Below are 26,326 nucleotides of genomic sequence, written 5' to 3'. Positions count from 1 at the left end.
TTGGATCATAGATGGGTGGAAATGACGGGTTCGGCGCAGGTCGGTGACGCGCTCGCGGTTCTCGCCGAGCGGCTGGCCGACACCAGCGACACCACCGCGAGGACCCGTGAGCTGGCCGCCTTCTACGACGTGCTGGTTTCCACCCACGGCAGCTTCGACCAGCCGCCCGCCGACCTGCTGGACTCGATCCGGCGCGCGCTGTCGGAGACCGATCCGGCGGCGTGGGATGCGCTCAACACGCGGCCGCGAACCGCGTACCGGCTGATCGTGGCGGGCGCCGACCAGGCCGCATGGGACCTGCTGACCGAGGCCACCCGGCTGGTCAGGGAGGGGGTCGAGCGGATCACGCCGGCCTACGTCCATATTGACGGGGCCCGCGTGTTCGCGTGGCTGCCCGGCTTCCGCGACCCGCGCTATGGCGCGCCGGAGGAGTGCTACGAGCTGTCCGAAGCGGTGAAGCTGCAGGTTCGCGTCGACGACGTCAGCCTTACTCCCGACGCGCTGTCGTTGGCTGGTACGGCGTACCTGTCCAGGAACGTGTCGACGAGTGCGGGCGAGCGGATCACCGCGGTGTTGCACCGCGACGGGGTTCCGGACGTCGTGGTCGAGGGCGCCCGGCACCGGCGCCCGGATCAGGTCTCGGGCACCGGCACCGAGCTCACTCGGCGCGCGTGGTCCGGGTGGTCGGTCTCGATCAGCCTCGCCGCGCTCGCTGCGGGTTCGGGACGGTGGCGGATCAGCTTGGCGATCGACCACGGTGAGCTGCACCGAAGCACTGGCCTCGGCGGCGATGCGACGCCACTGGTCCGGTCGATCGGCCGGCGCACCGTGCGCCGGCGCCGAACCAGGTGGCGGATCGACACGTCGGGACGGCAGTGGTCACTGGTGTCCCGGTGGCAGCGCATCCCGCTCCCGTTCCGCTGAGCCCGGCTGCCCGGGCGGGCTCACAGCCGGGCCACAGACAACGGTCACTGGCCGTTCAGTGCCGGCTGACACAAAGAACCCATGACAGCGAAGCTTCGTCCAGGCAGCGCGCGAGCCCGCGGCCTTCGCCGCCTCCAACAGGCGACGGTCGGCCTGGTGGCGCTCGGCGTCAGCGGAGTTGCCGTCGTCGCGGTGCACGACGCGCATGCGCAAGCCGGCGCCAGCTCGACAAGTGACTCGACCACCGGCGGATCCACCTCCGATCGGCGTTCCTCGAGCGAGTTGTTCGGCAGGTCCGAGTCGAACCATTCGAATGGTTCGGTCGGTTCGGACTCGTCCGGGCTCAGTGCGTCGTCGTCGGCTCCGCAGGCGACGTCGGGTGGATCGTGACGCCCGCGATCGCGGCCGCCGAGACGGCCGCCGACTGGTCCGCGCTCGGCTGCGCGGTGCGCCTGGTCGTCGGCGAGCCGCGCGACCTGGCCGTGGCGACGACGATTCTTGATGCCGAGCTCAGCGCGATCGATCGGGTGTGCAGCCGGTTTCGCACCGACAGCGAACTGTCCCGGGTCTGTGCCGACAGTGCCGGCCGGCCGGTTCCGATCAGTGCGTTGCTGGCCGAGGCGGTTGACGCCGCGCTGTGGGCGGCCGCGGCGAGCGACGGCGACGTCGATCCGACCGTGGGCCGGGCAATGGAACAGCTCGGCTACGACCGGGATTACGCGGCGATCCCGACCGACGCCGGGCCCGTCACCGTTGTCCGGCGGTCCACGCACGGCTGGCGACGGATCGGGCTGGACCGGTCGGCGCTCACGCTGCGAGTGCCGCGCGGTGTGCTGCTCGACCTCGGGGCGACCGCGAAGGCGTTCTGCGCCGATCGTGCGGCGGGCCGGATCGCGGATGCACTCGACGGCAGGGGAGTGCTGGTCGCGCTGGGCGGCGATGTCGCGGCAGCAGGGACGCCGCCGCCGGGTGGGTGGAGTGTGCGCGTGCAGGACGTGACCGGGCCGGTCGGCGCGGAGCCGACCGGTCCGACGCAGGTGGTGTCGTTGCCCTCGGGTGGGCTCGCCACGTCGAGCACCACTGCCCGTCGCTGGGTTCGTGGCGGGCGCGTGCTGCATCACATCCTCGACCCGCGCACCGGCGTACCGGTGCCCTCCCCGTGGCGGACCGTCACCGTCGCGGCGCCGACCTGCCTGGCTGCCAACGTGGCGAGTACCGCCGCTATCGTCCGCGGTTGGTCCGCTGTCGACTGGCTCGTGGGCCTCGGCCTGGCGGCGCGCATCGTCGACCGCGACGGGCACGTCACGCTCCTGCCCGGGTGGCCGGTGGAAAGCGACCGGCCGTGAACGCGCAGGCGCTGTGGTACCTGTCGCGGGCGACCGGGCTGGTGTCCTTCGTTGTCCTGTCGCTGGTCGTGGTGCTCGGAGCGACGATCGGGCGGAAGGGAAGGATCCCGGGCCTGCCCAGGTTCGCCGGCGTCGGTTTCCATCGCAACGCCGCGCTGTTCGCTGTCGCGCTGCTGGTCATCCATGTCGGCTCGGCCGTGATCGACCCGTTCGTGCCGATCAGCCTGGCTGCGGTCATCGTGCCGTTCACGTCGCACTACGAAGCCGTCTGGCTTGGACTGGGTGCGCTCGCTCTCGACCTCGGAGTTGCGGTGGTCGCGACGAGCCTGTTGCGCCGGCGGATCGGCTTTCACACCTGGCGAGCGGTGCATTGGCTGGCCTATGCGATCTGGCCGATCGCCGCCGTTCATGGCATCGGAGCCGCGTCGGACCTGCGCAGCGGTGTTTTGCTCGACGTCGTGCTCGTGACGATCTGTGCCGTGGTCACCGCAGTGGTTTGGCGGTGCTGGGTGGCGCTCGCGCCGAAGCTCACGCCGGCGGTCTGAGCGCTCAGAGCCAGGGGACGCTCAGGGGCCGGGACGCCGGTTCGGCGTACGCCAATTGTGCGTACGCCGAACCGGTCGAGTGGCTCACGACTCGGTGGTGTCGGTGTCGTCCTCCGCGAGGATGCGGTACAGCTCGCGCCGGGTGGATCCGAGCAGCTGGATCGCCTTCTGGATCTGGGCGTCGCTGCCGGCCACTCCGATCTGGCGCACGGCTGCTGCGACCTGCATGACGACAGACCGCAGATCGCTCGCCGGGCCGCGCTCGCCGCGCGCCGCCGCCTCCCAGGGCAGCGGGCCGTCGCCGCGGGCGGCGGCCTCGGTGCGACCGGTGTCCGTCAGCGTGAACACCCGCTTGCCGTCGGACTCGGTCGCGCTGACCAGGCCCTCGTCCTGCAGCATCTGCAGCGCCGGGTAGACCGAGCCGGGGCTCGGCGTCCACGCACCGTTGCTGCGCTCGGCGATCTCCTGGATCACCTGGTAGCCGTGCATCGGGGACTCGGCGAGCAGGGCGAGGATCGCCGCCCGGACATCGCCGCGGCCGGCGCGCCGGCCGCCTTCGAACGGGCCGCCGAAGCCGCGCCCGCGCGGGCTGCCCCAGCTCCGGTCGCGCCCGCGACCGCGGTCGTGCCGGTGCGCGCGCCGCTCGCCCCGCTCGTAGCGGCCGGCGAAGTCGTGCTCGCGGGCGTGTGGTGAGTCGTGGTCGTGATGGTGGTCGTGTCTCATGTCAGTTCTCCTGTCTAGGTCGCGGCGCTCCGGGGCACGCTCTGTGCCTCGCGTACGCTCGCGATATATCGACAACATATCACGTTGGCTCGGATATTCCCAAGGTGATTCCGGCTTGAATGGGCGGGTGATCGATCTGCGGGCGGCAACGGGCGCCGACGCCGAGGCCTGCCTGGGCGTGCAGCGCCGTTCGGCGTTGGCCGGCTACGCCCACATCTTTCGCCAGGACGTGTACCCGTTCCCGGACGACGTGGTCAGGGCGGAGTGGGTCACCCGGCTGGCCAGCGATGCCGGGGTCCTGCTCGCCGTCGTCGAGGGCGAGATCGTGGGTACGGCGAGTGCGAGCCCGCCGCGGCTCGAGGCGCTGTTCGTGGTCCCGGAGCACTGGGGCACCGGGGTCGCCGGCCGGCTGCACGACCGGGTGATCGAGATCATCGGCGCGGCCGGCTGCCCGGCCGCGGAGCTCGACGTGATGGCGGACAACCACCGGGCCCGCCGCTTCTACGAGCGGCGCGGCTGGAACCCCGACGGGCGGGTCCTGCGCTCGCCCTTCCCGCCGTACCCGGAACTGCTCGGCTACCGGTTGCCGATCTTGCGCTGAGGCTGCCGGCGCTCGCTGCATGGGACCATCGAAGGATGAAACGCGACGAACGGTTGCTGTTCGTCGCGTTCGCTCTGCTGCTGGCGTTCCTGCTCGGCGAGCTGGTTGCCGCGCTGCTCGTGCACTCCCTCGCGCTGCTCGCCGACGCGGGCCACCTGGCGACCGATGTGCTGGCGCTCGGTGCCGCCTTGGTTGCCGCGCGGCTCGCGCGCCGGCCGGCTCGAGGGCACTGGACGTTCGGCCTGGCGCGCGCCGAGATCCTCTCGGCGGCGTTCAACGGGATCACGTTGCTCGTGGTGGCCGTCATCGTCACGGTCGAGGCGATCCGCCGGCTGGTCACTCCGGTCACCGTCGGCGGCGGCACGATCGTCGTGGTTGCCGTGATCGGGCTCGTGGTCAACGTCGCGGTTGCTTCGGTGCTCGCTCGAGCGGACCGCCGCTCGATGAACGTCGCGGGCGTAGTGGCACATGTGCTCACCGACGCCTACGCCTTCGCGGCGACGATCATTGCGGGCGTGGTCGTGGTGACGACCGGCTGGCAGCGAGCCGACCCGATCGCGTCGCTGGTCGTCGTACTCCTGCTGCTGCGCGCGGCTCGTGGCCTGATCGCTGACTCCGGCCGGGTGCTGCTCGAGGCGGCGCCGACAGAGGTCGACCTTGCGCTGGTCCGCACGCACGTCCTCGAGTCGCCGTACGTCGTCGACCTGCACGATCTGCACGTGTGGACCGTGACCTCGGGACTGCCGGCCCTGTCGGTGCACGTCGTGATCACCGACGAGTGCTTCGCGACTGGTCAGGCTCCGATCCTGCTCGACCACCTGCAGGCGTGCCTGTCCGGCCACTTCGATGTCGAGCACTCGACCTTCCAGCTCGAACCCGCCGGGCACAGCGAGCACGAGGCCGCCACGCACTGACCCGGCGTCAGGAGCTTTCAAATGCAGTGCGAGCGGCGCGGAAGCCGGCGTTCGCGGCCGGAACTCCGGCATAGACCGCCGTGTGAAGCAGGACCTCCGCGATCTGTTCGCGGGTGACACCGTTGCGGATCGCCGCTTGGACGTGCATGGCCAGCTCGTCGTCGCGTCCGAGCGCGGCGAGCATTGCGATCGTGATGCAGCTTCGGGTCCGCCGGTCGAGGCCGGGCCGCTGCCAGACATCGCCCCATGCGACCCGGGTGATGAAGTCCTGGAAGTCGCCGTCGAAGTCGTCGGTTCGCGCGATCGCGCGGTCGACGTGCTCGTCGCCGAGCACCTCGCGACGCGTGCGCATCCCGGCTTCGTGCCGTTCCCGATCATCCATCTGGATCATTCGCCTCCGAAGTGGTCGAGCAGGAGAGCGGTGATCTCGTCGGCCCGCTCGACGTTGGCGAGGTGTGCGGCGCCCGGCACGATCTCCAGGCTGGCGTGCGGGACGGCGGCCGCCATTCGCTCTGCGTGTACCGGCGGGATCGCCGGGTCCTCGGCGCCGCCGATCGAGAGCGTCGGTGCGGTGATCGCGGCGAGGCGGGACCGAAGGTCCATCGGCCCGATGGCGTCGCAACACCCGGCGTAACCGTCGGGCGGCGTCGTGCGCAGCATGGCGCGGTAGGTGTCCACGACGTCGGGGTGCGCGGCGGCGTACCCGGGGGTGAACCAGCGGCCGAGCACGACGTCGGTGACGGCCGCCATCCCGTCGGTCCGGACCGAGGCCGCGCGGTCACGCCAGGCCGGCAAGGCGTCCAGAGCCGGCGACGTGCAGAGCAGCGCCAGCCGGTCGACCCGGTCCGGCGCCTCGGAGGCGAGCCACATGCCGACCATTCCGCCGAGCGACAGCCCGGCATAGCTGAACCGCGCGATCCCGAGCTCGTCGAGCAGCGCGAGCACGTCCGCGCCGAGTTCGGAGATCGAGTACGGACCGTCGGGCACCTCGGACTCGCCGTGCCCGCGGTGGTCGAACGCGACGACGCGGTGCTGCTCGGACAGGGCCGGGATCTGCCGGTCCCACATCGCGCGAGTGGTGCCGAGCGAGCTCCCGAGAACCAGCACCGGTGCCTGCTCCGCTCCGGTGATCGAGTAGCCGAGCCGAGCGGTCACCGCGTCACGCCGTACGTCGCCAGTGCGCGGTCGACCATGGCCCCGGCTGAGCCGAGGACGGTCTGCGGATCGGCGGCGGGTGCGATTGACTCAGCGACGGCGTCGAGGTTCGCGCGCATTCGATCCGGGTGTGGTTGCAAGTCGGCCAGCAGATCGGCCGTGTTCGCCGCGATGCCGCCGGCCAGCGAGACCAGCTCTCGTAATGGCTCCCACTCGGCATGCCACTGACCGGAGGCGCGCTCGTGCTCATGGCTGCCGACCGCGAGCAGGGTCGCGACCAATCCCGGCACCCGCATGGCGCCCGCGTTCACGAGGATCGCCGTCACCGGGTTCTGCTTGTGCGGCATGGACGACGAGCCTCCCGAGGTGGCGAGCGTCACCTCGCCCAGCTCGGCCTGCGCCATCAGGACGACATCGCCGGCGACCTTGGCCGCTGCCGCCGAGACCGCACCGATCGCGCCGGCCAGCTCGTGGACCCGCCCGCGGTCGGTGTGCCACGGCAGCAACGGAGCCGGCAGGCCGAGCCGGCTCGCGAACGCGGCAACGACCTCGGCGCCCTTGTCGCCGTACGCCGCGAGGATGCCGACCGGCCCGCCGAGCTGTACGGCGAGCCGGTCCCGTGCGACGACCTCGAGCCGATCGGTGCTTTCGCCGAGCGCTACCAGCCAGCCTGCGCACTTGCGCCCAAATGTCGTCGGCGCGGCGGCCTGACCCAGGGTGCGGCCGAGCATCACCGTGTCGCGATGATCCCGGCACAGCAGGACGCACGAGGCGATGGCGGTCCGTAAGCGGTTGACCGTGAGGACCACGCCGTCCCTGCACAACAGCATCAGGGCGGTGTCCAGGATGTCCTGACTGGTGGCACCGGCGTGGACCGACGGCCGATGGCTCGGATCGACCGCGTCCCGGACCAGGGAGACCAGCGGCACGACCGGGTTGCCGCTCGACCGCGCTGCTCCGCCGAGCTCCACGATGTCGACCTCGAGACCGGCACAGGCGGAGGCGATGGCCGATCCCGCGCCGCGGGGGATCACGCCGGCCTGCTCGCACGCCTGTGCCAGCGCGGCCTCGGCGGTCAGCATCGCCCGGGCGAGCGCGGCGTCACCGATCGCCGTGTCGACCTCGGGGTCGCCGAACAGCGGCGCCATCAGGCCGCGCTCAGACATCGAAGAAGACGGTTTCATCCTCGCCCTGCAGGTGGATGTCGAACTGCAGCTTGTCACCGTCAGGCGTCGCGATCAGCGTCGCACGTCGGGCGGGGTCTACCGCCGAGAGGACGGGGTCCGCATCGTTGGCTGCGGGCTCGTCCGGGAAGTAGATGCGGGTGACCACCCGGTCGAGCAGACCGCGGGCGAACACCGAAACGTCGAGATGCGGCGCCTCGGTCCGACCGTCGGGAGCCGGCAACGGACCCGGCTTGAGCGTGCGAACCCACCATCTGCCCGCTGCGTCGGTGGCGCACCGGCCGAAGCCACGGAAACCCGGCTGGCCGGCGGCGGCGCCGCGCGGATCGTCGGGGTGGGCGAACCGGCCGTCCGGGTCGGCCTGCCAGGTCTCGACCAACCCGTCCGGGACCGGGGCTGCGTCGCCGTCGTACAGGTAGCCGAAGATCTCGATCGCGCCGGGCGTCCCGGCCCGGACGACGTGGGGCCCATCGGACCAGGTCAGGCCGATCGAAAGGAACGGCCCGACGGTCTGCGATGGGGTCAGCTCGAAGCGCTCAGTCATCGTCGGGCTCGGTCTCGAAGGGCGTGTCGTCCCGTCCGCGCAGCACGATGTCGAACCGGTAGCCGATTGCCCAGGAGTCCTGGGTCGTGCCGTGGTCATAGTGCGAGATCAGCCGCTGCCTTGCCCGCTCGTCGGGGATCGAGTTGAAGATCGGGTCACGCGAGAACATCGGATCGTCGGGGAAGTACATCTGGGTGACCAGCCGCTGGGCGAACGCCCGGCCGAACAGCGAGAAGTGGATGTGCGCCGGTCGCCACGCGTTCGGGTGGTTGCCCCAGGGGTAGATGCCCGGCCTGATCGTGGTGAACCGGTAGTGGCCGTCGGTGTCGGTGACGACTCGCCCGTAGCCGGAGAAGTTCGGGTCGAGCGGGCTGGGCCAGTTGTCGACGACGTGCCGGTAGCGACCGCCGGCGTTCGCCTGCCAGATCTCGACCAACGTGTCCGCAACGGCGCGACCGTCGCCGTCTCGCACGTAGCCGTGGACGATGATCCGCTGGCCGATCGGCTCGCCCTCGTGCTGGCGGGTGAGGTCGTCGTCGTTCGGTGCGATGCGATCTCCGGCGAACAGCGGCCCGGTCACCTCGGTCAGGGAGCCCGGCAGCAGCACGAGCGGCGTACGAGGGCTGCGCAACCGCGTCGACCGGTAGTCCGGCGACGCGAGCGGAGGGTGCACGCCCGGCTCGCGCCGGTACGACGGGAGATCCAGCTGGGTCACGGCGTTCCGTTCGTCTCGAGCGTGGTAGTCAACCGGCGAAGCGCAGCGAGCTCGTCGGCCCCTGGCGGCTCGGTCTCGTGCAGCGTCCGCGCGACGACGAGATCCCAGCCGGTCGCGTCCTTCGCCTGCTCGACGGTCGAGCCGGGGTGCAGCGCGGTCAGCGTGAGCTCGCAGCTTTCGGGGTCGGGCTCGAGCACTCCGATGTCGGTGATGACCGTACGCGGGCCGCGCCCGCGAAGGCCGAGCGCCTCGCGATCGCCCGGACCACTGCCGAAGCCGACCGAGGTCAGGAAGTCGAGCTTCTCGACGAACGTCCGCCGGTTCTGCCGCACGACGATGATGCCTTCGCGGCAGGACGCCGCGATCTCCGGCGCGCCGCCGGCGCCCGGCAGCCGGACGCTGGGCATGGCGTAATCGCCGATCACGGTCGTGTTGATGTTGGCGAAGCGGTCGAGCTGGGCCGCTGCGAGGAACCCGACATCGATCCGCCCGGGCTGCAGCCAGTAGTTGAACACCTCGGGCACCGTGATGACGGCCGTCGCGGTCTCGGCGAGGATCCCGTCGCCGATCGAGGCCGGCAGCCGGTTCGGCTTCGCGCCCAGACAGCCCGACTCGTAGATCAGGACGAGGTCCGGCGCGTACAGCGTGCGCGCGAGGTTCGCGGCGGTGCTGGGCAGCCCGATGCCGACGAAGCAGGTCGTGGCCGAGCGCAGCTGGCGGGCGGCCGCGACCGTCATCATCTCGTCGGCGGTCCAACCGCCCGCGGTGTCCACCGCCGTCATATCGCCGCCACGCCGGCGCCCGAGCCGGCCTCGAGCACATGGTCCGCCATCCATTGCCGGAATCGCGTGCGGTCGCGGCTGATCGCATCCCACTCGCGGTAGAAGGCGTTGTCCCGCTCGTAGTAGCCGTCGGCGTACGACGGGTGGGCACCGTTCGGCGCCACCGCGACGTAGGTGAGCGCCCACGACGGAATGATCACCTGGCCGGGCATCGGGGCGAGCTCGTCCACGACCTCCTCGACCGTCACGAGCGTCGATCGCGCCGCGAGCAGCGCCTCCTTTTGTACGCCGGTGATGCCCCACATCTGGACGTTTCCGGCCCGGTCGGCGCGCTGCGCATGCGTCACGGTCACGTCGGGGTTGAGCGCCGGAACCGTTGTCAGGACCTCGCCCGTGAACGGGCAGGTGATCGGCGCGATGTTCTCGGTCTGGTCCATCAGGTCAGTGCCGCGGTAACCGCGCAGAACGGCGAACGGCAAACCCGACGCGCCTGCGACGTAGCGGTTCGCCATGCCCGCATGGCTGTGTTCCTCGACCTCGAGCGGCACCGGCCAGCCCTCGGCGACCGCGTCGCGGAAGCGGTGCAGCGAGCCGACGCCCGGGTTGCCGCCCCAGGAGAAGATCAGCTTCCGGGCGCAACCCATGCCGATCATCTGGTCGTAGATCAGGTCCGGCGTGAGCCGCACGAGACTCAGATCCTTGCGGCCCTGGCGGATGACCTCGTGCGCTGCGGCGAACGGGATGAGATGAGTGAAGCCCTCCAGGGCCACCGTGTCGCCGTCCTCGACCAGGCCGGCGATCGCATCGCGAAGAGAGACGACCCGGGCCATACCTGGTCTCCCGTCGACGATGTCGGAGCCGGTCGCAAACGTGTGCGCATTACGCACCGCCGTACCTATCGTGAACCTACTCGGGTCGTCAACGCGGGGGGCCGGGCCCCGAAGCCGCGCTGACGCCGCCCGGCGCCACGGTAGGGTTTGCGGCATCAGAGTAACCGTTCGCTTCGCGAACGTTGGTTCTCTAGATGGCGCAACATGGCGTGGTTGGACTCGGCCGCCTGGACCGGCCAGATCTCCTCCGACGGATGGCATGAGGCGCTCGGCGGGTCACGGGACGTCGTCGAGCCGGCCACTGGCTCGACCCTCGGCAGCATCGGCCTGGCAAGTGCGGCCGACGTCGAGCAGGCCGCCGCGATTGCGGCGAAGGCGCAGCCGGGCTGGGCGGCGACGCCGTTCCAGGAGCGGGCGGCAATCTTGCGTCGCGCGGGCGAGCTGGTCGAAGCGAACCGCGAGGAGATCCGTTGGTGCGACGAGGCACAGATCCCGTTCGGCGGCGTGGGAGCGTCCGGCACCGGCTCGCGTTTCGGCGGCGCGGACGCCAACATCGAGGCCTTCACCGAGACCCAGTGGGTCACGGTGCGCAGCGAGGTGCCGCCGCACCCGTTCTAGCGGCCGTCCGATCTCCACGCGCGCAGCCCGTCTAGGTTCGAAGCATGCGCACCCAGGTCGGGATCATCGGTGCGGGTCCGGCGGGGCTCACGCTCGGCCGGCTGCTCGAGCTCGAAGGCATCGACACCGTCATCGTCGAGTCCCGAAGTCAGGAGTACGTCGAGCACCGGGTGCGGGCCGGCGTGCTCGAGCAGTCGACCGTCGACCTGCTCGATGAAGCAGGGGTCGGCGAACGTGCTCGTCTCGAAGGCCTGGTGCATCACGGCGTGCTGCTGCAGGTCGACGGCGATCGTCACCGGATCGCGCTGTCCGACCTCACCGGTGGTCGCACCATCGTCATCTACGGCCAGCAGGAGGTGGTCAAGGATCTGGTCGCGGCCAGAGTCGGTTCCGCTCTGCCGTTGCGGTTCGACACCGAGTGCGTCGCGATCGACGGCATCGACGCAGATCTGCCCACGGTGAGGGTGCGCGCGCCGGACGGCTCGACCGAGACGCTGGAGTGCGACCTGGTCGTCGGCGCGGACGGCTTTCACGGGGTCTCGCGGCCGCTGGTTGCGCCACGGTGCCGGGTGTTCGAGCGCGAGTATCCGTTCGCCTGGCTTGGGATTCTTGCTGCCGTCGCGCCGTCGTGCGACGAGTTGATCTACGCGCGCCACGAGCGGGGTTTTGCGTTGCACAGCCTGCGTTCGCCGACCGTGAGCCGGCTGTATCTGCAATGTGCCCCGGACGAGGACGTTGCGGCGTGGACGGACGACGAGATCTGGGCCGAGCTGCAGGCTCGGCTCGGGGTCGACGGTTGGACGCTGCACGAGGGCCCGATTCTCGAAAGGGGCGTCACACCGATGCGCAGCGTCGTCGCCGAGCCGATGCGCCACGGCCGGCTACTGCTGGCCGGCGATGCCGGGCACATCGTGCCGCCGACCGGAGCCAAGGGCCTGAACCTGGCCATCGCCGACGTCGCGATCCTCGCTCCACGGATCGTCGACTTCCTGCGTGACGGGAACGCCACCGGACTCGACGACTACTCCGACGTCGTCCTTCGTCGGGTGTGGCGGGCCCAGGACTTCTCGAACGAGATGACGGCGATGATGCACACCAACCCGGACCCGTTCGAGGACCGGCGGCAGCTCGCTCGCCTGCGTTACGTCGTCGGGTCGGAGGCGGCCCGCCGCAGCATCGCCGAGAACTATGTCGGGATGCCGATCTCGTGATGACGACTGTTGAGAACGGCCCGGACCGAGGCCGGGCGGGCATGGCCGGGCGGGCCGTGCCGATCGGCTTCGCCATCGCGGTCGTGGTCGTCGCACTGAACCAGCGACTTGCCGTCGCGAGCGTAGGACCGATCCTCGACCAGGTTCAGCACTCGCTCGGGCTGTCGTCGGCAGGCGCGTCGGCGCTCACGGCGGCGCCGGTGTTCTGCTTCGGCCTGCTCGCACTCGTCGCCCCCCGGATTGCGCGCCGGCTGGGCTTGCATCGCGCGGTGCTGGCCGTCGTCGCGACGGTGACCGTAGGCCTGGTCATCCGCATCGGCCCCGACATCGCGACGCTGTTCATCGGGACGGTGATCGCGGCGGCCGGCATCGCGACCGCCAACGTGCTGCTGCCGGTGCTCGTCAAGCGGGACTTTCCCGAGGCGACCGGCACCATGATGGGGCTGTACACGACCGCTGTCGTTGGCTCCGCCGCGATCGGGGCGGGCCTGACGGTGCCGATCGCCGACGCGATCGGGCACGGCTGGCGGGGTGGACTCGGGATCTGGGTCGCGGCCGCCGCGATCGCCTTCCTGCTCTGGTTGCCGCACGCTCGCGCCGACCGGCCGCTCGTGGCCGAGCCGGAGCGGCCGGCTCCCGGGCTCTGGCGCGACCCGATGGCCTGGGCCGTGACCGCGTTCTTCGGGATGCAGTCGCTGAGCTTCTACGCCGTACTCAACTGGTTGCCGTCGCTCTACCAGGACCACGGCTACTCGGCGGCTTCTGCCGGAGGCCTGCTGTCGCTGACCGCGTTCGTGCAGCTACCGATCGCGCTGGTGCTGCCGACGTACGCGGAACGGGCCCGCGACCAGCGCGTCTCGGTCGCGTTCGCCACCGGCTTCACCGCGATCGGCTTTCTCGGCTTGTGGCTGGCGCCGACGAAACCCGCGGTGCTGTGGGTCGTGCTGCTCGGGATCGGCCAGGGCGCGGCGTTCGCCGTCGGCTTGCTGCTCATCGTCATGCGGACCCGAAGCCACGGGTCCACCGCGCAGTTGTCATCGATGGCGCAGTCGGTCGGCTACCTCATCGCCGGCCTTGGCCCGCTGTTCGTTGGCGCCCTGCACTCGTGGACCGGTGGGTGGGGTGCCCCGCTGGTCTTCCTACTGGTCCTCACGATTCCGCAGCTCGTGTCGGGTCTGGCGGCCGGTTCGACCGGCTATGTGACGGCAGGGGCGGGCATCACCGTCGGCGTCGACGACGAAAGGCAGGGACCATGACCCGACGCAGCGAGCCACCGTTCAGAGCCGATCACGTGGGCAGCCTGTTGCGACCAGAGCGGTTGATGAAGGCCCGGGCGAGCGAGGCCGCCGGAGAGATCGACGCGGACGAGCTGCGCGCAATCGAGGACGACGCGATCCGCGATGTCGTCGCAATGCAGCGCGACGTCGGCCTGCAGTCGGCGACCGATGGCGAGTTCCGTCGTACCGCGTGGCACATGGACTTCATCTACTCACTCGGCGGCGTCACGCAGGCCAACGAGAAGATGCGCGTGCAGTTCTTCAACGACAACGGCACGATCGACTTCGCTCCGGCCGCGTTGCGAATCGCGGATCGGGTCCGGCTGAACGACACCATCTTCGCCGACCACTTCCGCTTCCTGCGCGAGCAGGCCGGCGAGGGCGTGACACCGAAGCTCACCATCCCGTCGCCGAGCATGGTGCACTACCGCGGCGGCCGGGCAGCGATCGACGAGTCCGTCTATCCGGATCTCGACACATTCTGGGACGACCTCACCGCGGCGTACGCCGAAGAGGTTCGCCGCCTCGGCGAGCTGGGCTGCCAGTACCTGCAGCTCGACGACACGAGCCTTGCCTATCTCAACGACCCTCGACAGCGCGAGCTGATCGCTTCGCTCGGCGGCGACCGCGAGCACCAGCACGAGCTGTACATCCGCAATCTCAACCGGGTCATCGCCGCGAAGCCGGAAGGCATGCGCATCACGACTCACATGTGCCGCGGCAACTTCCAGTCCTCATGGGCGGCCGAAGGCGGTTACGACTTCGTCGCGGAGGCACTGTTCGGCGGACTCGACGTGGACGGGTTCTTCCTGGAGTACGACGACGCCCGATCGGGCGGGTTCGAGCCGCTGCGCTTCGTCCCCGAAGAAAAGCACGTCGTCCTCGGTCTCGTGACCACGAAACGGGGAGCGCTCGAATCCAAGGACGACCTGAAGCGGCGGATCGACGAGGCCTCGACGTACGTTCCGCTCGAGCAGCTCTGCCTCTCGCCGCAGTGCGGCTTCTCCTCGACCGTCGAAGGCAACTCGTTGAGCTACGACGAGCAGGTGGCGAAGCTCCGCCTGATCGTCGAAACCGCCTCCGAGGTCTGGTCCTAACGGGTTTGTGACCGGCTACGTACAGCCGGTTGTATCCAGTCCGTCACGAATCGATTGCGACCGCGTCCACAGATCGTCTTGCGTGGTTGCGCCGCTCAGGTCCGTACCCGAGGCTCGTATCCGTGACCTATCCCGGCCGACGTCCCGGTTTGGGTGCCGCGAGTGCTGGCGCCGTCGGGCTGGCTGAGTGCGAGGCGAGTTTCGTCTGCATGTCGAGGTCGACGGTCGACTCGGCCACGATCGGGCTCACGAGATCTGGCGCGACATGCGTCGCGACAACAGCAGTGAAATGCGTGGCCTTCGTCAGCTGCGATACGGCTGGGCGGACATCGTCGAGCGCCCCTGTGAGGTCGCGATCCAACAGGCGCTGGTACTTCGCCAACAAGGATGGGCCGGCCGATTCACGCGCTGTGCACGCTGCCCTCAGCGGCTGCCCGCTGGATTGTGACGGGGTGGGTACAGCGGGCTGTACGTAGCCCGTCACACATCGGGGCGTTAGGTGGTGCGGTGGATCTGGGTGCAGGGGACGTTCGGGTCGCAGCTGACCGAGTCGACACCGGCCAGGTTGACCAGCTGCTGCACCAGGCCGTTGCGTTGCTGCAGCGTGATGCTGGGCAGCAGCAGGACGCGGTACGACGGCGGCGTCTGCGAACGTGAGACGGATGCCCAACAGGTGTAGAGCCGCTGGAACTCGGCGTACGCCTCCGACTGGGACTCGAAGTACAAGCGGTGCACGAGCATGCTCTTGGCGAGCACCTGGCGGACCCGCGAGGTCTGCGCCGCGCTGACCGGTGTCGAGAGGAAGATCGAGAGGTCGACGTGGCCGACCCAGGGTGAGGCGCGGCCGATCGTGGTCCCGTTCTCGTTGCTCGGGCACACGCTCGGCGTGGCGACCGGCAGTTGCAGGAACTTCTGGATGTCGGGCGCGGAACCGGCGCCGCCGACGCCCGGCGCCGCGGTCGGCGGGCTGTCGACCGGCCCGCTCGACCCGCAGGCCGCGACCAGCGCGAGGCCGGCCAGCGCACCGGCCAGACGAAGCCGGCGAGGGTTCACCGCCGGCGGATCAGGTGCAACAGGGTGTTGCCGATGAAGACCACCCACCAGACCAGCCCGGTCAGGAAGACGACCCCAAGGACCAGCAGGGCGAGGTAGCGCACGACATCGAACCTATCCGAGCGTGATCTCAGCGCGATGCTGGTACTCCTGTGACGGATGAGGCACACTGGTGGGAGCACACATGCGGGCTGCCGCGTGCGTCGTCTCGGGCCGCTGGGGAAGGCGATTCCCGACACGACGGAGGTCACGGTGAGCGCTCGAGGTGTGCTGTTCGTGCATTCCTGCCCGCCTGCGGTGCGGCCCCACGTGGAGTGGGCGATCGCCGGCGTCCTCGGCGTACCGGTTCGGCTCGACTGGCACGACCAGCCGATCCAGCCCGGCTGCCAGCGCGCGCAGTCAGGCTGGCGCGGACCGAGCGGTACGGCGGGCCGGATCGCCGCGGCCCTTCGGGGTTGGCCGCTCGTCCGGGCCGAGGTCACCGAGGAGCCGAGCGAGGGATGCGACGGCGAGCGCTACGCGATGACCCCGGATCTCGGCATCTACCGGACCGCGATGAGCGCGAACGGCGACGTGCTCGTCCAGGAGGACCGGCTGCGCGCGGTGCTCGCCGAGGCGGCCGACTCGCCCTCGCTCGTGCACGCGATCCAGCGGTTGCTCGGCAAGGCATGGGACGAGGAGCTCGAGCCCTATCGCTGCGCGGGCGACGGCACGCCCGTGCGCTGGCTGAGCTCGGCCGTCTGACCGCCCGCCGGAACGGCGACGGACGTCCGGACTTCTGCGCCCCGTTCTATGCGGTCGACTCGTCGTGACGCGGCGGCTACGTCAGTCGAACGCTGACCGGGCCACCGCCCAGCTTGGCCTGTGCTGCCCAGTCGAGCGGCACGCGCAGCGAGCGATTCGGCACCACGACCCGGACGCGGAATCGCGCGAGCTCGCGGCTGCCCTGCTCGACGACGACCGTCGCGCGTCGGCGCCGTTCGGCGGTCCGCAGCACGAGTCCGTACGGCGGCAACGTGCCGAGGCTCGACGAGATCCGTCCTGGTGCGGCCCAGAGCAACGGCGGCTCGACCACGATCGAGCTGGTTGCCTTGCGGGCTGGCGGGTCAACGCCGGTGAGGCGGCGGGCGAGTGCGGTCCCGACCGCCGCGCCACGGAGCGCGGCGATGTCCGCGGTCTCGGCCGGATGCACCAGGTTGCCGGCGGCGTACACCGCGGTCGCAGAAGTCGCTCCGGCGAGGTCGACCACCGGTGCCTTGGAACCCGGGTCGACATCGATGCCTGCCGTCCGGGCGAGCTCGTGGTCGGGGACCCAGTCACCGGTGAACACGATGGTGTCCGCATCGATCGTCGAGATCGCGCCCGTAGCGACGTTGCGCAGCTCGACGCCCGCAACGCGCGGCCGGCCGTGGACCGCAAGGACTTCCGTGCCGGTGACCAGCGGCACCCGCAGACCGATTCGCACTGCGCGCGCGAAGGCCGGATAGGTCTGGTGGCGGGAGTGTTCGGTGACCATTGCCACGGTTCGCGCGCCGGCGTGCCGCAGCGTGAGCACCGCCGAGTAGGACACGTGTTCGCCGCCGACCACGACGGCCCGGTGACCGACCGGGAGGTGCTGCTCGTACACCCACTGCTGGAGCTGGCCGGTGGTGAACACGCCGTCGCCGCGGTCGCCGGCGACCAACCGGGCCGCGCGCGGTCGTTCCCGCGCGCCGGTCGCGAGCACGACGGCATGCGCGGTCAACGTCCGGATCCCTGACGGCGCGGTCACCGACAGCGCGCCCGGTGCGGCCCAGCCGGTTGCCATCGTCTCCGTCTCGATCCGGGCCCCCGTTGCCGTCGTACGACGGACCAGCTCGGCGGCATAGCGCGGACCGGTCAGCGACCGGTGCAGGTCACGCAGCCCGAAGCCGGTGTGGTGACAGTGCCGAGGCACGCCGCCGGCGGAGCGTTCGCGGTCGATGACGAGGACATCGGGGACGCCACCCGCGCGTAGCGCACGAGCGGCCGCCAGCCCGGCCGGTCCCGCGCCGACCACGACGACGCCGACCACCTCTTCGCTCATCGCCCGCCCCGGCCCGCGCCGAGCAGCGCGGCGATCTCGGCACCGCAGTAGAAGCCTTGGCAGCGCCCGTTCGTCGCCCGGGTCCGGCGGGCCAGGCCGCCGCGGTCGCGCGGCGGTAGCGGTGAGTGCAGCGCGTCGCGTACCTCGCCGCGGCTCACGCGTTCGCAGAAGCAGACGATCCGGCCGTACTCGGGATCTGCCGCCACGCGGCTCGGTGACAGCGCCGGCCGTTCGGAAGCCTCGCCGAGGTTCGGCATCCGCGGCGGTGGTGGCAGACCGGCCCGCTCGCCGACATCGACTCCGGCCGCGTCGAGCAGTCCAGCGACGTGTTCGGCGATCGCCAGCGATGCGGTCAAGCCGGTGGAGCGGATGCCGCCGACGCACACGTAACGCTGCTCGGAAGCGATCCGGATCTGGTAGTCGCGATGCTCGGTCGCGGCACGCAGCCCGGAGTAGCTGTTCGTGACCTCCTCGCCGGCCAGCCCGGGAACGATCGCAACGCCCGCGGCCACCAAGGCGCGCAGCGCGTCGTGCGTGGTGGCGGTGTCGGACTTGTCGTCGAGATCCTCGGCGGTCGGCCCGACCAGGAGGTTGCCGTAAATCGTCGGGTTGACGAGAACGCCCTTCGTGGTGCCGGTCGGAATCGGCAGGACGATCGAGCGGACCAGGCGCCGGGCGAGCTTGTCGAACACGACGAGCTGTCCCCGGCGCGGCGTGACGGTAAAGCCGGAGCCGCCGAACATCCGGTCGATCTCGTCGCTGCGCAGACCCGCGGCGTTGACTACCCACGCCGCACGAAGGACGCCGCGGGACGTCGCGATCATGTGGCCGTCGGCATCGGTCGAAATGCCGCTGACCGCCTCGTCGAGTCTGAGCTCGACGCCGCACTCGACCGCCTCCGTCGCGTAGGCGAGCGTCGTCGTCCACGGGCAGATCACCGACTCGTCAGCGATCCGTAGTGCTCCCAACGCTCCCGCGCCGAGATGGGGCTCGGCGTCGTACAGGGAAGCAGCATCGATCAGCTCGGCGGCGTCGTACCCGTTGGCCAACGCCTTCTCGTGCAGCCCGTTGAGCGCGGCGTGCTGGTCGTCGGTCCACGCCACCACGTGCGCGCCCGTCCGCTCGACGGGTATCCCGACCTGTCCGGCGTAGGCCGCGAGCAGGCGGTGGCCGTCGCGCACCAACCTCGCCTCGAGGCTGCCGACCGGCGCGTCGAAGCCGGTGTGCAGGATCGCGGTGTTGGCCTTGCTGGTGGCGTCGCCGACGTCCAACCGTGCGTCGATCAGCGCGACCGACCGCGAGGTGCGGCCGAGTCGCCGGGCGATCGCGCAGCCGACCACGCCGGCGCCGATCACGGCGACGTCGTACCCCGCCCCGTCCGTCAACGGTCGCCGCCGGACGGCGTGGCCTCGATCGCGCGCGAGATCGACGCGGCCAGCCGATCGAGGCGGGCCGCCGCTTCATCGGCTCCGATTCGCGGCTCGTAGCGCTCGCCGGGTACGGTCACCGGCACCACCGGCTCGCCGAGACCACGTCGGGCGAGCTGGGCCACACCGAGCGCGGTTGCATGCGGCGAGGGATAGACCTCCACCGGCGCCTGCAGCAGGTCGGCCTGGGTCTGCATGAGCACCCGCGATGCGGTGAGGCCACCGTCGACGCGGAGCAGGCCGATCGCCTCGCCGAGGTCCGCCGCCGCAGCCTGCGCGAGCAGCGCCACCTGTCCGGCGATGCCATCGACAACCGCGCGGACCAGATGCGCATCGGTCGTCGCGAGCGACACCCCCTCGAACGACGCGCGCGCCTGCGGCGTCCAGTACGGCGCTCCCAGGCCGGCGAGGGCCGGTACGCAGACCACGCCGCCGGCATCGGGCACGCTCGACGCGACCGGGTCGAGGTCCGCCGGCCCGGCGAGCAGCCGTCGACCGACCAGCCAGTCGACCATCGAGCCCACGGTGTAGAGCTGGCCGTCGAGGCAGTAGACGATGTCACCGCGGTCGTCCCACCCGACCGACGCGGACAGCCCGTGGGTCGAGCGCGGGCGACCGGGTCCGGCGTTCGCGAGCAGGAATGCGCCGGTGCCGTACGTGCACTTCGAATCGCCCGGACGCAGGCAGCCCTCGCCGTACAGTGCTGCCTGCTGGTCGACGGCGAGACCGGTCACGGGCAACGACGGACCGAAGGCGTAGGTGTGCCCGACCGTTGCGGTGCAGCCCACCACATCGGGGAGCAGATCGGGATCGACGCCGAACAGCTCGCACGCCTCGGCGGACCACTCGCGTCGCGTCAGGTCCAGCAACGCGGTCCGCGATGCAGTGGTCACGTCGGTGACGAACGCGCCGGTCAGGCGGTGCAGCAACCACGTGTCCGTCGTCGTGACCACGCCATCGGCGATGCCGTGTTCTCGCAGCCAGCGAACCTTCGGGCCGGCGAAGTACGGGTCCAGCGGCAGCCCGGTCAGCTCGAGCAGCCGGTCGGCGTGCGCCGACAGGTCGGCACAGATCGCAGCCGAGCGCCGGTCCTGCCACGACAGCGCGGGCGCGAGCGGGTCACCGGTGGTGCGGTCCCATGCCATGACCGTCTCGCCCTGGTTCGCGAAGCCGATCGTAACGACGTCGACGCCGGAGCTCGCGAGCGCGCGTCGCCCGGCTTCAACGACCGACTCGTACAGCTCCGCAGGATCCTGCTCGACCCCGTCATCGCCGACCGGCTTCGGATGCACGGCCACCTGGGCGACCGCGAGCACCGACCCGTCCGGTGCGACCACCAGCGCCTTCGTCGACGACGTGCCCTGGTCGACGGCGAGGATCGCGCCGCCGGAGTCCGGTCCGCTCATCGCGGAGCGGACTCGCTCGTCCGGTGCGGGTGCAACCGTTCGGTGAAGAAGTCGAGAACCTGGTCGAGTGCGGCGCGGGTCGGTGTGCCCTCGCGGTCGTCGAGGTGCTCGGTGAGCACCGAGTGTGCCGCCTTCGGGTGCCCATGGGGATTGCCGGCCGAGGAGTCGAGCTCCACCGCGATGAACCCGGCGCCGAGCTCGCGGTGCAGCGTCTCGAAACGCTCCTTGGGGCTCGAGAGGTCACCTGAGAAGCGCAGCCCGAGCACGCAGGTCCCGTCGGCGACGCGCTGCTTGACCCTGGCCAGGTCGGCGGGCGAGATCCCGAGCTCGGCCTTGCGCTGCCTCCCGATCGGGAACGGCAGGGACGGCTGGCTCAGCACCGGTGCGACGACCGTGTCGTCGACCATCATGGCGAGCGCGAACCCGCCGGTCAGGCACATGCCGACCGCGCCGACGCCAGGTCCGCCGCACCGCTCGTGCTCGGCCTTGGCGAGCGCGCGCAGCCAGACTGTCACCGGGCTGGCCCGGTTGTGCGCGAGCATCGTGAACTCCCGTGAGATGCAGGTGCCGGCGAGGACCCGCATGTTGTACGGCAGTGCTGGCGGCGCTCCCGGCGTACCGAACAAGTGCGGGAGTACGGCGGTGCACCCTCGGGCCGCGACCTTGCGGCCGAACTCGGCGACGAGCGGAGTGATGCCGGGGAGCTCGGAGATCACGATGACGGCCGGGCCGGTGCCGATCCGGTAGATGTCGCGGGTCGTGCCGAGGGCTTCGAAGCTCTCCCGCTCGAAGTCGGCGAGGGCGTCCGTCACCAGCGCATCGTCCCCCGTGGCCGATCCCGCGTCACGCGAGCCGCCCCTGTGTTGTGCGTGGCGGTGAGATCAGCTGCCGGACGCCGGGCGCTGGGCCGGGAGCAGACAGCTGACCGGAGCGGTGAGGACGTCGACGATGTCCTCCTCGAGGGCGCCGGCGACCACCAGCCCGCAGGCGGCGTCGATGCAGAGGGTCAGCACTCGGGTCGTGTCCTCGTCGCGACGGCGCTGCCGGCAGATCGTGCAGTAGCGCGTGATGCTTTCGGTGCCGCTGCGCCGGATCAGCTGCCAGACCCGGCGCTTCGACGTCAGGATCGCCGCGTGCCACGCCTCGTCCCGGGCCGCGCAGCGGATCTCCTCGTCGGCCACCGAGCCCGCCATCAGGATCGAGGCGTACTCGCCGGCCGCGCCGGCGTCATGGCATCGCGCCGCGAGCCGCGGGAGCGCGGAGAGCAGCGCGGTCACGTCCCCGGCTCGCACACCCAGATCCGGGTCGGCCACCAGATCGGTCGGGTAGACGCTGCGCCAGGCCAGCATGAGCGCTGCGTGCTCGGCCTCGGTGAGGACCGGTCGGGCGTAGGCGGCGGCGATCGCGTCGCGGATCGCCTTGAGCGCGGTGGAGGTGACCTCGGGATCCACGGTGAGGTAGTCCTCGCCGCCGCGGATCTCCTCGGCGTACAGCGACTGCACGGTCTCGAAGCAGGCGAGCACCTCGACGACCAACGGCGAGTCGGGCTCGAGCGCGCGGCGGCGACCCTCGGCGAGCAGCGTCGTGTTGTGCCATGCGCTCGCCAGCAGCGGCAGGGCGCTGTCGGGCAGGCAGGGCAGGCGGGAGAGGATCGCGCGGATCTCCCCGGCGTTGGGATGCACGTCGAGGCACGCGATCACTTCGGTGGTACGGCGACGGCTCACGAGCTCTCCTCGGCTTCGAGGAGAATCCTCCGTCGCGTGCACGCTCACGCCCGGGAGAACACGCCGGGGGAGCGAGCAGCGATATCGGGCGGTTTAGTCCTGGTTCAGCCCGTATTTCGCGATGGCCTCCGCCGGCGCCTCCGGTTTGACCTCGCCGAGCCTGGCCAGCTCCGTCAGCGTCGCGAGCACCACGGACTCCGCGTCGACGGAGAAGTACCGGCGCAGCGCAGGTCGCGTGTCGGAGCGGCCGAAGCCGTCGGTGCCGAGTGAGGACCAGTCGCCGGGCACCCATTGTGCGATCTGGTCGGGCACGGCGCGCATCCAGTCGCTGACCGCGATCACCGGGCCCGGCACGTCCTCGAGCTGGTGGGTGATCCACGGGGTCCGGTGCTCGGCCTCGCCACCCGCCGCGGCGGCCAGCCGGTTCTGCAGATCGCACTCGAGCGCCTCGCGGCGCAGCTCGGTCCACGACGTCGCACTCCAGACGTCGGCGGCAACCCCCCAGTCGGCCGCGAGCTTGGCCTGCGCGTCGAGAACCCAGTGCAGCGCGGTGCCGCTGGCGATCAGCTGCGCGCGCGGCGCGTCGCCGTTGCCCCTGACCTCGGGCGCGGCGGCGAAGCGATAGAGCCCACGGAGGACCTGCTCGTCGAGGTTGTCGATCTCCGGCGTGGCCGGCTGCGGCATCGGCTCGTTGTAGACGGTGAGGTAGTAGAAGACGTGCCGGTGGTCGTCACCCTTGCTGCGGTCGCCGTACATCCGGTTGAGCGCTTCCTTGACGATGATCGCGACCTCGTAGGCGAAGGCCGGGTCGTAGGACACGCAGGCCGGGTTGGTGGCCGCGAGCAGCAGCGAGTGACCGTCCTCGTGCTGCAGGCCCTCGCCGTTCAGGGTCGTACGCCCGGCAGTGGCGCCGAGCAGGAAGCCACTGCACAGCTGGTCCGCCATCGCCCACATCAGGTCGCCGGTGCGCTGGAAGCCGAACATCGAGTAGAAGACGTAGACCGGGATCATCGGCTCGCTGTGCGTCGCGTACGACGAACCCGCTGCGATGACACTCGCCATCGACCCTGCTTCGCTGATGCCCTCGTGCAGGATCTGGCCGCGGGTGTCCTCGCGGTAGGAGAGCAGCATGTCGGCGTCGACGGGGTCGTAGCGCTGGCCGTGCGTCGAGTAGATCTTGGCGGTGGGGAACATCGCGTCGATGCCGAACGTCCGCGCCTCGTCGGGGATGACGGGCACGAACCGCTTGCCGATCTCCGGGTCCTTCATCAGGTCCTTCAGCAGGCGGACGAACGCCATCGTCGTTGCGACCGCTTGCTTGCCGGACCCCTTCCGGAACACGTCGTAGACCTTGTCGCCGGGGAGCACGAGCGGCTTGGAGCGGTCGAGGCGCTGGGGCAGGAACCCGCCGAGGGCACGACGGCGCTCGAGCATGTAGGAGATCTCGTCGCTGTCCTTGCCCGGGTGGTAGTACGGCGGCAGGTCGCCGTCGAGCGCCGAGTCCGGGATCTCCAGGTAGAGCCGGTCGCGGAACTCCTTGAGCTCCGGCTTGGTCAGCTTCTTCATCTGGTGCGTGGCGTTGCGCGCCTCGAAGTCCTTGCCGAGCGTCCAGCCCTTGATCGTGTGGGCGAGGATCACAGTCGGCTGGCCGACGTGCTCGCGCGCGGCTTTGAAGGCGGCGTACACCTTGTGGTAGTCGTGACCGCCGCGGGAGAGCCGGGTGAGCTCGTCGTCGGACAGGTGCTCGACCATCTTGCGCAGCCGTGGGTCACGGCCGAAGAAGTCGTCGCGGATGAAGGCGCCGTCGCTGACCGAGTACTTCTGGAACTGACCGTCCGGCGTGGTGTTCATCGCGTTGACGAGTACGCCGTCGGCGTCGCGCGCGAGCAGCTCGTCCCACTCGCGACCCCAGACCACCTTGATCACGTGCCAGCCGGCGCCGCGGAAGTAGGACTCGAGCTCCTGGATGATCTTGCCGTTGCCGCGCACCGGCCCGTCGAGGCGCTGCAGGTTGCAGTTGACGACGAAGGTCAGGTTGTCGAGCTCTTCGCGAGCGGCGACCCCGAGCGCGCCGAGCGACTCGACCTCGTCCATCTCGCCGTCGCCGGCGAACGCCCACACGTGCGAGCGCGACGTGTCCTTGATCTGGCGGTCGTGCAGGTATCGGTTGAACCGCGCCTGGTAGATCGCCTCCAGCGGAGACAGCCCCATCGAGACGGTCGGGAACTCCCAGAAGTCCGGCATCAGCCGCGGGTGCGGGTACGACGGAAGGCCGTGCCGGCTGATCTCCTGGCGGAACCCGTCGAGCTGCTCGGTGGTCAGCCGGCCCTCGAGGAATGCGCGGGCGTACATGCCTGGGGAGCCGTGGCCCTGGATGTAGACCTGGTCGCCGGACTCGCCGCCCTCCTTGCCGCGGAAGAAGTGGTTGAAGCCGACCTCGTAGAGGCTGGCGGAGGAGGCGTAGGTGGCGATGTGGCCGCCGACGTTGGTCAGGGTGTTCGCCCGGCTGACCATGATCGCGGCGTTCCAGCGGATGTAGGCGCGGATCCGGCGCTCGACGTACTCGTCGCCCGGGAACCACGGCTCCGCCTCGGCCGGGATGGTGTTGACGTAGTCGGTCGAGCGCAGCGCGGGCACGCCGACCTGCCGCTCGCGGGCGCGCTCGAGCAGCTTCAGCATGAGGAACCGGGCCCGGCGCGGTCCGGCCGCGTCGATGACGCCGTCGAGGGAGTCCAGCCACTCCTGGGTCTCCGCCGGGTCGACGTCGGGGATCTGGCTCGGTAGCCCGTCGCTGATCACCGAGTAGCGGTTACGTCCTTTCGCCATGCAGCGACGGTACGCCGAGTGGCCGGCCTGATGTCGGACCGCCCGCCGAAGCGGTCGCCCGGTCGGCCCAACCGGGCGACGTACCGGCTTGTCACTTGCGTTTGGCGCGTTCAGCGGGTGGACTGTGCCTCATCGACCGAATTGCGGTCGAGCGAGGCCGACCGGTCCGCGAAGGAGGAGAAGGCACGTGAGCGTCACCGCCGGCGGTGCGGCGGGCCCGCGCGGCGTCGCGGACAAGCTCGGCATCGTGACGGGATCGGTCGTCCAGGAGCTCGGGTGGGACGACGACTGCGACGAGGCTTTCCGGCAGACGATCGCCGGTTGTGCCGGATCCGAGCTGGTTGACGAGGAGTACGACGACGTCGTGGACGTGGTCGTGCTGTGGTGGCGCGACGGCGACGGCGACCTGGTCGACGCGCTCGTCGATGCGCTCACGCCACTCACCGACAACGGGGTGATCTGGCTGCTGACCCCGAAGGCGGGTCGCGACGGTCACGTCGAGCCGAGTGACGTCAGCGAGGCCGCGCCGACCGCGGGCCTTCAGCAGACCTCGAGCATCTCGGCCGGCAGCGACTGGAACGGTGCGCGGCTGGTCGCGCCCAAGGCCGCGCGGGGCAAGGGCCGCTGACCATGCCGGTGGCCGGCGACGCCGCCCCGGAGTTCGCACTGCGCGACCAGCACGGCCGGGAGCAGACCCTGGCCAACCGCCGGGGCGCCCGCCATGTCCTGCTCGTCTTCTACCCGTTCGCCTTCACGCAGGTCTGCGGGGGCGAGCTGCGCGAGCTTCGGGACAACGCGCTGACGTGGGACAGCCTCGGCGCGGATGTCCTCGCTGTCTCCTGCGATCCGGTGCCGGCCCTGCGTGAGTTCTCCGACCGGGAGGGCATCGAGTTCCCGCTCTGCTCGGACTTCTGGCCGCACGGCGCGGTAGCCACGGCGTACGACGCGCTCGAACCGGTGCTCGGCGCGGCGGTGCGGGCGAGCTTCGTCATCGACCGTGCGGGCATCGTGCGCTGGAGCGTGCGCAACGAGATCGACACGGCACGACGGATCACGGACTACGTGAAAGCGCTCGCTGAGCTTTAGGGGGCAGCACGCCTTCCCCGATGCGAGGCGATCCGGCTCGTATCCTGACCCGACGGTCCTATAGCTCAGTTGGCTAGAGCGCCTCGCTTACAACGAGGAGGTCGCAGGTTCGAGTCCTGCTGGGACCACTTCTGTGATGTCTCGGGACATCGGAATGGCCTGAACCTGCATTGTGCAGGTTCGGGTTATCGCTTTTTGGGTGCTGGGCCGGGTGGGATGCCTCGGGGTTGGTAGTTCTTGCGTGGGTCGATGAGCAGGTCGCGCAGGATCTCG

The 26,326-nt window shown here is 70.5% G+C and carries 28 protein-coding genes and 1 tRNA gene; 14 read left to right on the top strand and 15 right to left on the bottom strand.

Annotated features, from left to right (window positions below):
• Positions 1-15: 15 nt before the first annotated feature.
• From VME70_01565 to VME70_01550, 4 genes are all read left to right on the top strand, one after another.
• On the top strand, positions 16-924 hold the full coding sequence (locus VME70_01565) for a hypothetical protein (GenBank protein ID HTW18882.1): 909 nt from the start codon (positions 16-18) through the stop codon (positions 922-924).
• A gap of 81 nt (positions 925-1,005) precedes the next feature.
• Positions 1,006-1,314 (top strand): hypothetical protein, encoded by a 309-nt coding sequence (locus VME70_01560; GenBank protein HTW18881.1) that lies wholly within the window; start codon positions 1,006-1,008, stop codon positions 1,312-1,314.
• Positions 1,311-2,270 carry an FAD:protein FMN transferase gene (locus VME70_01555; GenBank protein ID HTW18880.1) on the top strand — a complete coding sequence of 320 codons (960 nt, stop codon included), beginning with the start codon at positions 1,311-1,313 and terminating at the stop codon, positions 2,268-2,270. The genes VME70_01560 and VME70_01555 overlap by 4 nt, the downstream gene beginning before the upstream one ends.
• Complete coding sequence (locus VME70_01550; protein HTW18879.1) at positions 2,267-2,815, top strand: ferric reductase-like transmembrane domain-containing protein; 549 nt, start codon at positions 2,267-2,269, stop codon at positions 2,813-2,815. The genes VME70_01555 and VME70_01550 overlap by 4 nt, the downstream gene beginning before the upstream one ends.
• Before the next feature lie 84 nt (positions 2,816-2,899).
• Here the strand turns inward: VME70_01550 and VME70_01545 are convergent, their stop codons facing one another.
• Entirely contained in the window at positions 2,900-3,538 is a 639-nt protein-coding gene (locus VME70_01545; GenBank protein ID HTW18878.1) for a PadR family transcriptional regulator, read from the bottom strand.
• A gap of 127 nt (positions 3,539-3,665) precedes the next feature.
• On the opposite strand from VME70_01545, the gene VME70_01540 reads away from it, so the two are divergent.
• Both VME70_01540 and VME70_01535 read left to right on the top strand, forming a co-directional pair.
• On the top strand, positions 3,666-4,139 hold the full coding sequence (locus VME70_01540) for a GNAT family N-acetyltransferase (protein HTW18877.1): 474 nt from the start codon (positions 3,666-3,668) through the stop codon (positions 4,137-4,139).
• A gap of 35 nt (positions 4,140-4,174) precedes the next feature.
• On the top strand, positions 4,175-5,053 hold the full coding sequence (locus tag VME70_01535; protein ID HTW18876.1) for a cation diffusion facilitator family transporter: 879 nt from the start codon (positions 4,175-4,177) through the stop codon (positions 5,051-5,053).
• A 7-nt stretch (positions 5,054-5,060) separates the two neighbouring features.
• On the opposite strand, the gene pcaC is transcribed toward VME70_01535, so the two are convergent.
• The 7 genes from pcaC to VME70_01500 are packed head-to-tail and all read right to left on the bottom strand — an operon-like array spanning position 5,061 to position 10,320.
• Positions 5,061-5,435, bottom strand: a complete 375-nt coding sequence (gene pcaC, locus VME70_01530) for a 4-carboxymuconolactone decarboxylase (GenBank protein ID HTW18875.1) — start codon at positions 5,433-5,435, stop codon at positions 5,061-5,063.
• A gap of 5 nt (positions 5,436-5,440) precedes the next feature.
• Positions 5,441-6,208, bottom strand: coding sequence for a 3-oxoadipate enol-lactonase (gene pcaD, locus VME70_01525; protein HTW18874.1), 768 nt, complete (start codon positions 6,206-6,208; stop codon positions 5,441-5,443).
• Positions 6,205-7,374 carry a lyase family protein gene (locus VME70_01520; protein ID HTW18873.1) on the bottom strand — a complete coding sequence of 390 codons (1,170 nt, stop codon included), beginning with the start codon at positions 7,372-7,374 and terminating at the stop codon, positions 6,205-6,207. Before VME70_01520 ends, pcaD begins: the two co-directional genes overlap by 4 nt.
• Positions 7,367-7,936, bottom strand: coding sequence for a protocatechuate 3,4-dioxygenase subunit alpha (gene pcaG, locus VME70_01515; GenBank protein HTW18872.1), 570 nt, complete (start codon positions 7,934-7,936; stop codon positions 7,367-7,369). Before pcaG ends, VME70_01520 begins: the two co-directional genes overlap by 8 nt.
• On the bottom strand, positions 7,929-8,642 hold the full coding sequence (pcaH, locus tag VME70_01510) for a protocatechuate 3,4-dioxygenase subunit beta (protein ID HTW18871.1): 714 nt from the start codon (positions 8,640-8,642) through the stop codon (positions 7,929-7,931). The genes pcaG and pcaH overlap by 8 nt, the downstream gene beginning before the upstream one ends.
• A gap of 5 nt (positions 8,643-8,647) precedes the next feature.
• The gene (locus tag VME70_01505; GenBank protein HTW18870.1) at positions 8,648-9,433 is read right to left on the bottom strand and encodes a CoA-transferase; all 786 of its coding nucleotides are present in this window, start codon (positions 9,431-9,433) and stop codon (positions 8,648-8,650) included.
• Positions 9,430-10,320 carry a CoA-transferase gene (locus tag VME70_01500; protein ID HTW18869.1) on the bottom strand — a complete coding sequence of 297 codons (891 nt, stop codon included), beginning with the start codon at positions 10,318-10,320 and terminating at the stop codon, positions 9,430-9,432. Before VME70_01500 ends, VME70_01505 begins: the two co-directional genes overlap by 4 nt.
• Before the next feature lie 147 nt (positions 10,321-10,467).
• Here VME70_01500 and VME70_01495 point away from each other — a divergent pair, with 147 nt between their 5' ends.
• The 4 genes from VME70_01495 to VME70_01480 are packed head-to-tail and all read left to right on the top strand — an operon-like array spanning position 10,468 to position 14,466.
• Positions 10,468-10,881 carry an aldehyde dehydrogenase family protein gene (locus VME70_01495; protein HTW18868.1) on the top strand — a complete coding sequence of 138 codons (414 nt, stop codon included), beginning with the start codon at positions 10,468-10,470 and terminating at the stop codon, positions 10,879-10,881.
• 44 nt (positions 10,882-10,925) lie between these two features.
• Positions 10,926-12,092 (top strand): 4-hydroxybenzoate 3-monooxygenase, encoded by a 1,167-nt coding sequence (locus tag VME70_01490; protein ID HTW18867.1) that lies wholly within the window; start codon positions 10,926-10,928, stop codon positions 12,090-12,092.
• Positions 12,092-13,348: an MFS transporter gene (locus VME70_01485; GenBank protein ID HTW18866.1), complete on the top strand. Its 1,257-nt coding sequence runs from the start codon at positions 12,092-12,094 to the stop codon at positions 13,346-13,348. Before VME70_01490 ends, VME70_01485 begins: the two co-directional genes overlap by 1 nt.
• Entirely contained in the window at positions 13,345-14,466 is a 1,122-nt protein-coding gene (locus VME70_01480; GenBank protein ID HTW18865.1) for a 5-methyltetrahydropteroyltriglutamate--homocysteine S-methyltransferase, read from the top strand. The genes VME70_01485 and VME70_01480 overlap by 4 nt, the downstream gene beginning before the upstream one ends.
• Positions 14,467-14,961: 495 nt before the next feature.
• On the opposite strand, the gene VME70_01475 is transcribed toward VME70_01480, so the two are convergent.
• Complete coding sequence (locus VME70_01475) at positions 14,962-15,519, bottom strand: permease-like cell division protein FtsX (protein ID HTW18864.1); 558 nt, start codon at positions 15,517-15,519, stop codon at positions 14,962-14,964.
• Between the two features lie 252 nt (positions 15,520-15,771).
• Here VME70_01475 and VME70_01470 point away from each other — a divergent pair, with 252 nt between their 5' ends.
• Complete coding sequence (locus tag VME70_01470) at positions 15,772-16,263, top strand: DUF3145 domain-containing protein (protein ID HTW18863.1); 492 nt, start codon at positions 15,772-15,774, stop codon at positions 16,261-16,263.
• Positions 16,264-16,339: 76 nt separating this feature from the next.
• On the opposite strand, the gene VME70_01465 is transcribed toward VME70_01470, so the two are convergent.
• The 6 genes from VME70_01465 to aceE all read right to left on the bottom strand — a co-directional run bounded on the left by VME70_01465 (position 16,340) and on the right by aceE (position 24,967).
• Positions 16,340-17,584, bottom strand: coding sequence for an FAD-dependent oxidoreductase (locus tag VME70_01465; protein ID HTW18862.1), 1,245 nt, complete (start codon positions 17,582-17,584; stop codon positions 16,340-16,342).
• The gene (locus VME70_01460; GenBank protein HTW18861.1) at positions 17,581-18,969 is read right to left on the bottom strand and encodes an NAD(P)/FAD-dependent oxidoreductase; all 1,389 of its coding nucleotides are present in this window, start codon (positions 18,967-18,969) and stop codon (positions 17,581-17,583) included. The genes VME70_01465 and VME70_01460 overlap by 4 nt, the downstream gene beginning before the upstream one ends.
• Positions 18,966-20,417 carry an FGGY family carbohydrate kinase gene (locus VME70_01455; protein ID HTW18860.1) on the bottom strand — a complete coding sequence of 484 codons (1,452 nt, stop codon included), beginning with the start codon at positions 20,415-20,417 and terminating at the stop codon, positions 18,966-18,968. The genes VME70_01460 and VME70_01455 overlap by 4 nt, the downstream gene beginning before the upstream one ends.
• Positions 20,414-21,229, bottom strand: coding sequence for a dienelactone hydrolase family protein (locus tag VME70_01450; GenBank protein HTW18859.1), 816 nt, complete (start codon positions 21,227-21,229; stop codon positions 20,414-20,416). Before VME70_01450 ends, VME70_01455 begins: the two co-directional genes overlap by 4 nt.
• Before the next feature lie 69 nt (positions 21,230-21,298).
• On the bottom strand, positions 21,299-22,141 hold the full coding sequence (locus tag VME70_01445) for a hypothetical protein (GenBank protein HTW18858.1): 843 nt from the start codon (positions 22,139-22,141) through the stop codon (positions 21,299-21,301).
• A gap of 93 nt (positions 22,142-22,234) precedes the next feature.
• Positions 22,235-24,967, bottom strand: a complete 2,733-nt coding sequence (aceE, locus tag VME70_01440) for a pyruvate dehydrogenase (acetyl-transferring), homodimeric type (protein HTW18857.1) — start codon at positions 24,965-24,967, stop codon at positions 22,235-22,237.
• 187 nt (positions 24,968-25,154) lie between these two features.
• Here aceE and VME70_01435 point away from each other — a divergent pair, with 187 nt between their 5' ends.
• From VME70_01435 to VME70_01425, 3 genes are all read left to right on the top strand, one after another.
• Positions 25,155-25,595: a DUF3052 domain-containing protein gene (locus VME70_01435; GenBank protein ID HTW18856.1), complete on the top strand. Its 441-nt coding sequence runs from the start codon at positions 25,155-25,157 to the stop codon at positions 25,593-25,595.
• Between the two features lie 8 nt (positions 25,596-25,603).
• Complete coding sequence (locus VME70_01430; GenBank protein ID HTW18855.1) at positions 25,604-26,053, top strand: peroxiredoxin; 450 nt, start codon at positions 25,604-25,606, stop codon at positions 26,051-26,053.
• A 54-nt stretch (positions 26,054-26,107) separates the two neighbouring features.
• Positions 26,108-26,181, top strand: a tRNA-Val gene (locus VME70_01425).
• Positions 26,182-26,326: the final 145 nt, after the last annotated feature.

It is taken from the genome of Mycobacteriales bacterium (genome assembly GCA_035504215.1).
Classification (GTDB): domain Bacteria; phylum Actinomycetota; class Actinomycetes; order JAFAQI01; family JAFAQI01; genus DATAUK01.
This window is presented reverse-complemented; position numbering and strand designations above follow the sequence as displayed.